This is a genomic window from Rhizobium sp. NLR8a (assembly GCF_019685235.1).
Taxonomy (GTDB): Bacteria; Pseudomonadota; Alphaproteobacteria; order Rhizobiales; family Rhizobiaceae; genus Rhizobium.
On the sequence record NZ_JABDWI010000015.1, the window covers coordinates 196,927 to 209,096 of the forward strand.

Here is a 12,170-nt window from a genome sequence, read left to right on the forward strand (position 1 = left end):
GGGGCCTCTCCGGCAGGCGAGTAGCCGAGAGCAGCGACGGCGTCAACGTCAGTCGTTGACATCAGGATGCGTGACGTTGCGAACATCGGCCAGACCACGTGCGGCGTCGCGATTGCCGGTCGCAGCGGCGGCTTCGAAGATTCGCATCGCGTCATCGTACATTTTCAGATTGAGATAGCAGTAGCCGCGCAGAACCATCAGATCGATCCGCTCCTGCTGCAGCTGGGCGCGCTGATCGAGATAGATGAGGGTTTCACGGTAACGCCCCGCGTCGAAGGCCGACAAGGCGCGATCAGCGAGGATCGCCACCTGCAGTTCGGCAGCGCGCTGGCGGCTCTGCGGCGCCTTGGTTGCCGCAACGGCAGCATTGCCGGAAAGACCGGCGCGCAGATAGGCGAGGCTCTGACCATAGGCTGCGTCTTCGCGGATCTTGCGGACCGGGCTCTGCAACGCCGTCTCGAACGCCGAGACCGCCTCCATCGGCCGGTTAATATCCATCAGGCACCAGCCGCGCGACAGCGCCTCGCCGGGCCCGAGTCGTGATGCGTCGATGGTCGTCGAGCAGTCCCGCGCCTGGCGCGGACCGCGCTTGACAGTCACCGTCTGCATCGCCGGCCTTGCGGCGCGGATGGCGACTTCCGGTTCCGGCTGCTGCATAGCTTCCGGCTCGGCCGGAAGCGGCGCCATGGAAGCGGCCGAACGCTGCGGCGTCTCTACCGGCTGGTCCGGCTGCTGCGGCGCGAGCGGCGCCTTCGCGGACTGCGTATCGGCGCTCGATACCGACAAGGAAGTGTCCTGAAGATTGGCGATGCGCGCCGACCGGCCGGCCCAGCCGCGCTGGAGGTCGAGGACACCCTTGCGGTCGTTCAGCTGCTCACGCGTGACGGCAAGGCCATAGGCGGACGGTTCGTCATCCGGTTTCCAGGCAAGCGCGGTTTCGAACCAGCGCGCGGCAGTCTGGAACTGGTTGAGAGAACGGGCATACCAGCCGAACTGCTGCGCCGTCGGCACATATTTCCGGGCGATGACCTCGGCTGCGATCCGATGAAGCACGTCCTCGCTGAGATCGGCCGGCGGCTGCAGCGCCATCAGATTGGCGGTAGCGGCAAGATAGGTCGCGGTCGCATCATCGGAAACGGCGCGCCAGCGGAACATCACGTCCTCGGCTTCCTGAGGCGCCTTGCGGGCGATCAGCGCCAGCGCCAACCCCTGCGAGGCGGCCGCCGTATCCTCCCTGTCGCGGGCGGCACGAAACCACTTTTCGGCATCGGCAGGATTGTTGCGGCGAAGCTGGTGCCAGCCGAGCAGCAGCGCATCGGAGGCCAGCCCCTGGCTTTCGGCGAGCTTTTCGAGGTGAGCGATATAATTCGGCGCGATGGCGAGCTTCGGATCGTCATTGCTTTCAGCGACGAAGCGTCGGGCAAGATTATCACGAATTGCATCGAATTCCCTGCTGCCGTCGACAGCTGGCTCTTCCAGCGCCAGCAGCGCCTGCATCGGCTGGTAGTCAAGCAGCGTCGAGGCTTTTTCGACCGTCGCCTGCCGTTCGGCAGCGTCGGTGCAGTTCTTCAGGATATAGGCATAAGCATCCTGCCCGCGCTGCGGCCTCTCCGTCCGGATGAAGGCCTCGGCGACACGCCAGAGCACGTCGACCTCGCTGCAGGTGAGCAGGCTCGGCGTCGCGGCGGCGATTTCGACCACGGTCGCATATTGCTTGAGGTCCGAAGCATTGATGAGGCGAGAGCGGGCTTCGGCGACACCAAGCCGCTCGAGCAGATCGGCCGGTGGCTGCCACCCGGCGTCGGCAGCCTGGCGGTCGGCGATCGCTTTGCGCAACTCCGCATAGCGGCCATCGGAATAAAGCTTCCACATAGCCTCGAGCTGCTTGTCGCCGTTTTGCGGCACGGCAAGCGGATCGGCCGGCGGAACCCAGTTTGGATAAAGCGCCTGAAGGCGGGAGATTTCAGCCTGCAGGCGCACTTTGTCGCCGCGGCTGGCAAAATAGCGAAGCGCGCTTTCATCGACGGCAGGCGGCGCGGACGCGGCGGCCCGTTGAGGCGCTGGCGGATTGGAGACGATCGGCGGTGCGACCGGAGTCGGCTCTGCAGCTGTCCGGGGGACGTCGGGTTGTGGTGCTGGCTCACCGCTGCCCGGTGCCGGTGGCGGCGACGAAGTGATCGCTTCGATCTTGTCGGCGACGGTCTCGGCATTGAATTCGGAATTGCCCGCGGGAGCGTCGTCCGGCTTGATGCGACCCATCAGCAGCAGCTCCGGCGCCGGCCTGGCTGCAGAGCCGAGGCCTAAATTTTGCTGCAGGGCGCCACGATCCTTCAGCCCGGTGATGAGGGTCGCCACCACGACTGCCGCTGAAATCGCCACGAGAGAAGATTTCACAGACACTCCGGATGCTTCTCCCCGATATAGGCCAGCCCCAGCAATTGAAGCGTGGACGGAAAATAGAGTGTGGGTGCGAATTGCAGAGCCGAGACCGGCAGCCTGGTCCCGTCGACTACACAGGCCACAACATCGTTAACAATTCTATAACCCGGGTCCAGCAACACGGTCTTCGGCCGGCCTGTGGTCAGATCGATGGTGGCCGGAACGCCATTCTGCGACATCCCCGTTCGCAGGCGGTTCAACAGCGCCTTATCCGTGATGCCGCCGCGCGCGAGATAGAGCGGGATGCGAAGGGCATTATAGGCAAATTCGGCATCGAAACCCTCTGCCGGTCGCGGTGGGCCACTGAGACTGACCCATTCGGCAGGAAGCTTGCGCGGACCGAACTGCATCGTCTTCAACAGCGCTACGCCATCGTCCGACAGCTCTTTCCAGGCATCGGAGGGAGCAAGCGCCGCCATGACAGGCATTGCCTCGTAAATCCAGTAGGAAGGATTGACGACAGGACCGTCGTCACGATCGGCGGCTCCAAAACCTGCGCTGCCCGGCATCAGCAGGGTCCGGCCCGCCGAGCGGACGACGGCTTCGGCAAGCAGCGCCTGCGCCATGCGAGAGGCGGCGAGGATATAGTCGTTGCGCTTCCATGCGGTGCCGGCAAGCGCCAGAGCATAGGCGATCAATATGTCGCCATCCGAGGCATTATTGGTATCGGTCACGTGCGGCTTGACGTTGGGATCCCATTTCCAGACGGCCAGGCCATCGTCGCGCAACAGCAACTCGGTGCGGGTAAAATACCAGATCTGCTCGAAATCCGCGGGGCTTGCCGAGAGATAAGCGAGCAGCATGCCGTAGCCCTGCCCTTCGCTGTGGCTGATATTGCTGTTGCCGTTATCGATGATCCGGCCGCTCGCATCGAGAAACTTCGCCTTGTAGGCGGACCACGCATCGGCATTGATCATCGCCTGCTGTGCGGCGGCGGACGGGCCTGCGGGGGCGAACGCAGTCGTCGCCGCAAGCAGAAGCACGCACCACCACCTCATTTGGACCGACCCAGCGTTTTTAGCATGCGCGAGGTAGCGACGCCGATCAGCAGCACGAAGACGACGAGCAGCGAAGCATAGGAGAGGATGTTCGTCGACAACCAGTTTGCGGCGATCAAGCGGTAATTGGCGATCGACCAAGGCGTGGACGCGACGAAATCGAAGCGGGTGACGGGCACGGTATCGATCTTGCCCGTCTTGCTCGAATAGGTGGTGATATGCCCGGACATCTGCGGCCAGTTCAGCTGACCGGTCAGCACCTCGAGCCCTTCGCGCAGATCCTTCGCCGAGGGTGCTGCCACCACGGTCCACGAACCCTCTCCCAGGGGGCTGGAGCCCTGCGCAATCATGAGGGTGTCGGCGTTGGACGGGGTGAAGACCTTCTCGGCGACGGGGATGAACTGCAGCGAACTGCGGGTGATATCGAAATTGCGCCCCAGCCATTCACGGAAGGCAGTGATGCGGCTGCGCAAGATACCGCCGCCCACCTTGGAATTCCACTCCTCGAAGGCCGTGCCGGTATCGACGACGCCTGGCTGCGGGTCGGCGACCGGACGCCATGAGGCTTGGCTCGCCGCCGAGATGTTGGCCTGCGTCAGCGCGGTTGCCGGCATCTGCGAAATCGAGCCGATAAAGATGGCGTCCCGATCGCCGATCGTATTCGGCGAAGCCACGGTTTCGACGGCGATCGGATGACCGGCCATTACCGCCATCTGACCAAGGAGCGTAGCGGCGGCCGAAAGCGTATCGGCATCGACGCGATCGATGAACAGCGGCGTCGGCTCCGTCGCCCGGCTGTAGGGATAAGCCGTGCCGGACATGGCGGCCAGGTTCGGACGCTGCCCGACGCGGGCAAAATCCGGAATGTGCACTTCGGACGTGTCGAACAGGGCAAAACGGGGACTGGCGCCGGCGGTAGCACCGGGAGCGCAAGCTGTATCGTTTTTCGTCATCAGGATCGTCTCGATCCCAATCGTATTGAGGCCGGGTTTGAAGTGGCGCATCGTCACGCGGATCGGCAGATGACGGAGAATGCCGCCGGTGGTCGAGGTAAGCGGTACGGTGGAGGCGATGTTGTCGTTGACGTAGATATCGATATGGCTGCCGGGCAGCACATTGTCGGTATAGGCGGCATCGAGCAGCACCTTCGCCTCGCCATAGGCATTGGCATAGAAGTCGGCCGGCACGGCGACATTGAAACTGGCGCGCAACCGCCGGCCGGAAAATTCCGTGGTCTTCACGCCGAGTTGGGAGAGGGCGATGCTGGTGTCGGAAAAAACCAGCGGCGCATTCGGCGCGCTCCAGCGCTCGGTGGTCAGTGCATCGCGGCGGACATCTGCGGACCTGTCCGTTGGCGACACAATGGTATCGATCGCCGAGGAAACCGCTTGCCAGGAAGGACCGCTGATCAGCAGCACCGGCGAACCGCTGCGCGGATCGATCACGAAAGCGGCCAGCGGCGCGCTTTCGGCGCCGGGCGGCAGGCTGGGAAAGAACGGCCGCAGCTCCGCGGCGGTCCCGACGAGGACCCCGAGCTTGCCAGGACCGGCGGCTGCAAGGGAGGCGGTGTTGAAGGCAAATATTTGGTTCGGCATGCTGCTCAGCACCGACAAACCCTGTGCCAGCCGCAACAATGGCTTGGTCGTCCCCGGCTGCTCCAGCGCCGGGACGACGATATCGAACTCTGTCCTGCCGGCGCCATCGACGCCGATGGCGCGGATCGCGTCGGCACTCGAAAGCTCCGCGGCATTCCCGCCGGCAAAGCTCAGAAAGGTTCCGGCCGGATCGATATTCGACCATAATTCATAGGTGGACTGGATGCTGCAATCGGTGCGATGGCGTTGCTCTGCCTGGAAGGTCACGAGATTGGCGCCCGGCTGCAGCAGGCCGGAGGGAACCTCGAAAGTGACGGCGGAAGAGCCGTCCGCCGAGCCGACCCGCTGCTGGCCGATCGGACGATTGTTGAGATAGACGGTTAGCGCGGAAGCTTCAGGCGCGACGACGATCGAATTCTGGTAAGCGAAGGTGAAACTTGCCTTGGCGGCCGCCTGCTCGGGCGTCAGATAGACAGACCATGACCGGCGGTCAAATTCGCCGCTGAGGCTGAATTTCGAAAAGGGCACAAGATAACGCCTGCTATCGCGGTGGCGCGGCTGCGAAGCGGCATTCGCCGCCGCGCCAGGCTGAGGCGCCGGCGTCGCCGGCTGCGGCACGGCAGTGATCGGCGCGGGAACGGGCGCGGGCGTTACGGAAATGGGTGGCGTGACAGGTACCGGCGCCGCCGCTGCGGGCGGAGCGGGCGGCGTCAATCTCGGGGCGGTGGACCCACCGGGCGGCCGCTCGCCGGACATATCGAAGGGCGCCGTCTGCGCCTGGGTGACAGCGGGGGCATGCAACAGGAGAAGCGCGGCGGCGACGATCTTTCTCATCCGGCATTGACCTTTGCCGCCCGCTGCTGCGCCTCCCGCTCCGGCCGCATGCTGCGGAAGAGGTAAACCAGGCCGCGGCTGGTCTGATAGAGCGACAGGCCGAGAAACCAGATGGTACCGCGAATGAGGCCCGGATTGCGGCGGCGCGATTCCTGGAACTGGGTCCACTGATCGGAATTGGCAAACATCAGATCGGCGATGAGGCGATGATCAAGCGCGCTTTTCGGCACGTATTGACAGCCGACATTGCTGATATCGCCTGATGGCTCGATGTTGCGGACGATCAGCGGCAGGGTTTCCAGATCTGCGCCGCTATAGGGCCGGAAGCGCATCTCGCCGGGGGCGCCGACGAGCAGCTCATCGAGATGCTTGTTGAAGATATGCAGCCTTGCACCGTGGACGGAGACGTCCTCGATCGAGGCGGCATACCACTTGCCGTTGGCGTAAAACTCGCAGCGCCGGTTGACGCGGACGCGGCGGGACAAAGCGCGCTCGCCGCGTTCCGACACGACACCAAGCGCACAGCCGGCCATGATCAGATTGATGATGTTCCACGCGCCGACGACAAGCGTGACGTCGGCCTTATAGGGCTCGGCATAAATCCTGTAGAAGGTGATGATCAGCGCGATGATCTGCACCGCAAAGATCACGAAGAAGGGACGGCTGATCTCCGACAGGCGGCTGACGGCGATCGATTCGTCCTTGGCGGTAACCTTGAAGGTCGGCTTCCTCGGATTGAGCATCACCGAGACGACGGCCGGCAGCAGATGCACCGTCTGGACATATTCGTAAAGCTCGGAAATCCAGGGCCAGCGGAAGGATCCGTAGAGGTAGTTCTGCATCATCAGATTCACGAGCATATAGGCAAGCGTATAGGCAAGGAATTCACCGCCGGAGGCCGTGAAGATTTCCAGATCGAAGAACAGGTAGAAGAGCGGCGCAAACAGGAAGATCGTGCGCGGGAACGGAAAGAGCCAGAAAAGCGTGGATGACATATAGCACAGGCGCTGCGGGATCGACAGGCCGCGCTTGAACAGCGGGAAGCGGAAGCGCAGGATCTGCATCATGCCCTGCGCCCAGCGGCTGCGCTGGCCGATGAAGCTTGCAAAGGTGGCCGGTTGCAGCCCGGCGATCAGCGGCTTGTCGACATAGATGCTGTTCCAGCCGCTGCCATGGAGAGCCAGCGCCGTCTCGCAATCCTCGGTAATGCTAATGCCCGAAAAGCCGTTCTGGGATTCGAGCGCCTTGCGGCTCAAAACCGCGGCCGAACCGCAGAAGAAGGCGGCATTCCATTTGTCGAGGCCGCGCTGGATGATGCCGTAGAACATCTCATTCTCGCTCGGCATCTTTTCGAAAGTGCGCAGATTGCGTTCGAGCGGATCGGGATTGATGAAGAAATGCGGGGTCTGGACGAGAAAGAGCTTCGGGTCGTCTTCGAAATAGCCGACGGTCTCGATCAGGAAGTCGCGGGCCGGCGCGTGGTCCGCGTCGAAGACGGCGATGAGTTCGCCGGTCGAATGTTTCATACCATTGTTGAGATTGCCGGCCTTGGCATGCTCGTTGCGGTCGCGCGTGAGATAGGTGACGTCAAGATCCTGGCAGAGCTGCTTCAGCTCGATATGGCGGGCCGCCGCCGCCTGCGCCTCGAGCAACTTGCCGGAATTGCGCTTCTGCAGGGTGCCGCCGTCGTCGAGCAGCCAGACATGCAGCTTGTCGGCCGGATAGTCCATCGCCTTGGCGGCAGCCAGCGTGTTTCCGAGAAGGCCGGCATCCTCGTTATAGGTGGGAACGAAGACATCGACATGCGGCAAGCGACCGGGATTGGCGGCACGCGACGGGCGCGGCGGGAGCGGCGTGGCAACGATGAAAAGGCTGAGCGCCAGCATCGCGACGCTGTACATTTCGGCAAGGTAGAGCAGCAAGCCGGGAATGAAATTCTCAGGCTGATTCAGCGGCGGCAGCGTATTCGTGGTGCGCCAATAGACGTAGCGCAGCACGATCGACGTGCCGAAGGCCAGCGCCACCAGGCGCCATGTCCCCTCGCCCTTCAGAATTTTAATCAGCGCCATCACCGTGACGACCGTGATGCTGGTGATGAGCTGAGTCTGCAGATTAACCGGCAGAGTGATCAGCACGATCATACAGAGCGAAACAACGGCCCATATGAAGACACTGCGGGCTTTGCGCATCGACGTTCCTTCGAAATTGCTCCACCGGGCACCGTTCGGCCGCTGGCATTCTCGTTATCTCCGGCAGACGGCCGTCATGGCCGCGTCGCCTATGCAGTCCGGCGAGGGCACGGTGACGCCGATTGCTCTTGCCGATTGTTCCAGCGGCGCGGCCGGATCCGGCGCTGCGTTCGTCTGTGGGGCCTCGCTCGGCAGCGGCACGTGCGGCCCGATGGGCGCGGGCAAGCGCGCAGCGCCCTGCGCCGGTTGCTGGCTTGGGGCGCTGCGAACCGGAGCTGTCCGCGGCAGGCGGACTACGGCAGGCGCCGGCTCATAGCCGATCGGCATCGGGCTGGCGCGATATCCGCCCTCATCGGGGTAGATCGGTTCACCGGTACGACCGAGCGCCGCGCTGGTGGGCGGCGGGTTACCGTACGGATTCCAGGTCGGACCGTCGAAGGTGCCGGTGATGGTATAGCCGTAGACGACGCCGAGCAGCTGGCGCTCGGTCGCGCGGGCGTCACAGAGGCGCACGCGCAGCTGGATCATGCCGAAATTGCGCGCCTGGGTATTGGCGGCCGCGCTCGAGCGGATCTGCTGCCAGGCATAAATGCAGGTATCGCCGGCGCGGCTGCGGCCGGAGGCATAGCCGAAGGGGCCATAAGTGTTCTGCAGGAAGGTCGCCGATGTCGCCATCGGCACGCCGGGAGCCGAACGGGCTACCTCGCGGGCAATGCCGCTCTCGTTGATCATGCTGAAGCTGGCATTGCCCATCCCGGGATTTCTCCCGGAAGCGCCAAAGAACTCAGCTTTGATAAAATTCTGGCCGGCTACTGAAGAGGAGGTGAACAGCGAGATCGCCTGCTCGACGCCATTGCCGCGCTTGCGCTCGACGACGCTGACAATCGACGGGCCGCCCGGCGGCGGCAGGACCAGCGCCTTTTCAGGCGCCACCGTCTCCGGTCCGGAAAGCTGTCGCACACCGCCTGTCGACGTGCAGCCGGCCATCAGACCCGCCACGGCCAACAGCGATATCGTCTTCCCCAAGCGCATGTCTCGAGCCGCCGTAATGGTCTTTCCAGATATCCGTTCGCAGACCGAAACGCGACGGACCGTCGAATCAACGGCCATCCGACCGCTCGCCTGACATAAATCGCCGACATGGTTAACGAAGAGTAAAGAGCCCGACCCTGATGCCACCAGACGACTCGCGTTGAACGTGATTCGGACGGTTCAACCGTATGGTGCACAAACCACTTTAGCAACAAACAATCGGCGCGCTGGCCCCTGCCAGGACATCAAGGCGGTTGCGGAACCATGCCGTATGGCCGGCGTTGCCCTGAGGTCTAGAGTTCAAAAAGGAGAACACCCCATGCGCAAGATCATGCTGGCTACGGCCGCCATGCTGACCATCTGCTCGGCCGCCTTCGCACAGAGCACCGTGGTTGTCACCGATCCGGCACCAACCGGCTCCGTCGTCCTGCCCGGGGAGGTGCGCACCTATGTCATGGAGCAAAACACACCATCCGTCGTCTATGACGGCGAAATCACCGTTGGCGCGACGCTGCCGGATACCGTTGAAGTCCATACCGTGCCCAATGCCGATGGCTATGCCTATACGGTCGTCAACGAGCGGCGCGTGATCGTCGAGCCGAAGACGCATCGCGTGATCCAGATTCTCGAGTAGGGGATTGGGGGCTGGAGACGCGCAGTCCTGCACGACTTCACGTCCCCTCATCTCCCGCGTTGACTGGCACGTTCAAGAGTTCACGGATCTTGTGGGCGAGTTGCTCCAGGCTGAATGGCTTGGCGAGCAGCGAAACGCCATGGTCGAGCACGCCATTGTGGACAATGGCATTGCGCGTGTAACCGGTGGTGTAAAGGACCCGGATCGCCGGCCATTTTTCTTGAACGGCATCAGCAAGCTGACGTCCGCTCATCTGCGGCATAACGATATCGGTGAAGATCAGGTCGACGCCGGGATTCTCCTCCAAAAGGAGAAGCGCCTCCACGCCACTTGCCGCCTGCAAAACGCTGTAGCCGAGTTCGTGGAGGCTTTCGGCGGTCATGGTGCGGACATGCTCGTCGTCCTCCACTACCAGGATAGTATCGTTGACACTTCCCTGGGGAATTGGCTGGGCGCCGGCGGCGGCCAGGCGGGCATCCGCCTTGCCGACATGACGCGGCAAATAAATCTTCACCGTCGTTCCCCGGTCGATCTCCGAATAGATCTTGATGTGGCCGCCGCTCTGTTTGATGTAGCCGTAGACTTGGCTCAGCCCGAGACCGGTTCCCTTGCCGGGTCCTTTGGTGGTGTAAAACGGCTCGAAGGCGCGGTCGATTACATCGGGCGACATGCCGGTGCCAGTGTCGGTGATGCTGATCATCACATATTGGCCCGCCTCGACCTCCGAATGCATACGCGAATATCGCTCGTCAAGTTCGGTATTGGCGGTCTCGATCGTCAGATGACCGCCGCCGGGCATGGCGTCGCGCGCATTGACGGAAAGGTTCAGCATGGCGTTTTCGAGTTGGCTGAGATCGGCGAAGGTCGGCCAGAGGCCACCGGCAAGCACGGTCTCGATCCGGATATGTTCGCCGAGCGTGCGCCGCAGCAACTCCGACATGCCGCCGACCAGCTTGTTGACATCAATCACCTCGGGGGCCAGCGGCTGCTGGCGAGAGAAGGCCAGAAGCCGTGCGGTCAATACCGCGGCCCGCTGGGCTCCGTCTCTGGCATTCTGAAGGGAGTTCAGCAGGCGGGGATCCTCATGTCCGGTCATCCGCCGCTGGGCGAGATCGAGATTGCCGATGATGATCGCCAGCATATTGTTGAAATCATGGGCGACGCCGCCAGTGAGCTGACCGATCGTCTCCATCTTCTGCAATTGTCGCACCTGCGCCTGGGCGGCGGCATTCTCTTCCATCTCATGCCTGAGTTCGGCAGTGCGCTGCACCACCGTTTCTTCAAGGCGCGCGTTGAAGCTGTTGAGTTCGCTACGGAGGCGACTTTGCCTGCCATGGGCGACAATAATCGTCTCCATCAGGCCAATGATGATCACCGCATTGATGAGAAAGGTCGCAAGTCCGATCCATTGGCCGGCGCTCACCGGCCAGAAGGCATCGTCCGGTTCGACGAAAAACTGCTGGACGAGGAAACCGGCGAGCATGGCCGCCACGAGGCCCGGCCCGGCGCCGCCCATGAAACTTGCGAGCAAGACCGCCGGAAGGAAGCTCAGGAAGGGAAACCCGGAGAGATAATCACTGGCGGCAAGTCTCAGAAGAAAGGTCAGGCCGACGAAGGCAACGGCCAGCGGATAGGTATAGCCCGGCCTGTGACGCAGCCAATCCGTGGCACTCAACAAATCCATTCCACACCCCTTCCCGGCCGTCGCGAAAACGACATCCCAGCTTTTGCACATCGAATTTCGCCGGGCAATATGCTGTTTCCAAAGCGCGGCGCGATCCTCCAGATTCGCTTGCCGCGCCTTAGACTTTTATGTTTACACATATCGGCGTTTCAAAACCGCTGCAGTGTTTTGTGTGACAAGTTTTACCACCGCCGCGCGTGGCGTCTTGACGAGCTTCGCAAGCGGTCCACATAAATCTTCATGCCCGGCAGGGGAATGGGTGGACGGGATCATGAAAGACATATTCATCGTCGAGGACGATGCGCTGATCGCCATGTTGCTCGAGGACATGCTCAGCGATCTCGGCTATCGGGTTTGTGCGAGCGCACCGGATCTGGAACGGGCGCTCGCAACCGCCAGGGATGCAGAATTCGACGCTGCAATTCTCGACGTCTCCCTCGCCGGCCGGAGCTCGCTGCCGGTCGCAAAGCTTCTCGATGAACGTGGCAAGCCCTATCTCTATGCAACGGGGTATGGCAGCGCCCCGGAAGGCAGCAGCCCCAGCGCGCTCCCGGTGCTGCGAAAGCCGTTCCAGCTCAGCGAGCTCGAACAGGCGATGAGGCAGCTTTGCGAAAGCTAGAGTATCCGTTTTGATCAAACGGCTTTTGGTGTCCATTTTTGGTTTTTCCGCAGGAGTGCGTTTGCCAGCAGGATGATCTTTCGCATGATGGCTGTGATGGCGACCTTCGGCGGCTTGCCGGCTTTGATGAGGAGGTCGTATTTGGC

Annotated in this window: 8 protein-coding genes; 2 read left to right on the top strand and 6 right to left on the bottom strand. The window is 62.5% G+C overall.

Annotated elements, in window-relative coordinates:
- Positions 1-48 precede the first annotated feature (48 nt).
- Genes HJC04_RS26655 through bcsN form a run of 5 tightly spaced genes read right to left on the bottom strand, consistent with a single transcriptional unit; the run spans position 49 to position 9,087 of the window.
- Positions 49-2,394 carry a cellulose synthase gene (locus tag HJC04_RS26655; protein WP_221123465.1) on the bottom strand — a complete coding sequence of 782 codons (2,346 nt, stop codon included), beginning with the start codon at positions 2,392-2,394 and terminating at the stop codon, positions 49-51.
- A complete protein-coding gene (locus HJC04_RS26660; RefSeq protein WP_221123464.1) occupies positions 2,391-3,437 on the bottom strand; it encodes a glycosyl hydrolase family 8 in 1,047 nt (348 codons plus the stop codon). The genes HJC04_RS26655 and HJC04_RS26660 overlap by 4 nt, the downstream gene beginning before the upstream one ends.
- On the bottom strand, positions 3,434-5,866 hold the full coding sequence (locus tag HJC04_RS26665; protein WP_221123463.1) for a cellulose biosynthesis cyclic di-GMP-binding regulatory protein BcsB: 2,433 nt from the start codon (positions 5,864-5,866) through the stop codon (positions 3,434-3,436). The genes HJC04_RS26660 and HJC04_RS26665 overlap by 4 nt, the downstream gene beginning before the upstream one ends.
- The gene (gene bcsA, locus HJC04_RS26670; RefSeq protein WP_221123462.1) at positions 5,863-8,055 is read right to left on the bottom strand and encodes a UDP-forming cellulose synthase catalytic subunit; all 2,193 of its coding nucleotides are present in this window, start codon (positions 8,053-8,055) and stop codon (positions 5,863-5,865) included. The genes HJC04_RS26665 and bcsA overlap by 4 nt, the downstream gene beginning before the upstream one ends.
- Before the next feature lie 54 nt (positions 8,056-8,109).
- The gene (gene bcsN / locus HJC04_RS26675) at positions 8,110-9,087 is read right to left on the bottom strand and encodes a cellulose biosynthesis protein BcsN (RefSeq protein ID WP_221147493.1); all 978 of its coding nucleotides are present in this window, start codon (positions 9,085-9,087) and stop codon (positions 8,110-8,112) included.
- A gap of 319 nt (positions 9,088-9,406) precedes the next feature.
- On the opposite strand from bcsN, the gene HJC04_RS26680 reads away from it, so the two are divergent.
- Positions 9,407-9,721 (top strand): DUF1236 domain-containing protein, encoded by a 315-nt coding sequence (locus HJC04_RS26680; protein ID WP_210628343.1) that lies wholly within the window; start codon positions 9,407-9,409, stop codon positions 9,719-9,721.
- A gap of 37 nt (positions 9,722-9,758) precedes the next feature.
- On the opposite strand, the gene HJC04_RS26685 is transcribed toward HJC04_RS26680, so the two are convergent.
- The gene (locus HJC04_RS26685) at positions 9,759-11,405 is read right to left on the bottom strand and encodes an ATP-binding protein (RefSeq protein WP_210628344.1); all 1,647 of its coding nucleotides are present in this window, start codon (positions 11,403-11,405) and stop codon (positions 9,759-9,761) included.
- Positions 11,406-11,676: 271 nt separating this feature from the next.
- Here HJC04_RS26685 and HJC04_RS26690 point away from each other — a divergent pair, with 271 nt between their 5' ends.
- Positions 11,677-12,024: a response regulator gene (locus tag HJC04_RS26690; protein ID WP_210628345.1), complete on the top strand. Its 348-nt coding sequence runs from the start codon at positions 11,677-11,679 to the stop codon at positions 12,022-12,024.
- The last annotated feature ends 146 nt before the right edge of the window (positions 12,025-12,170 follow it).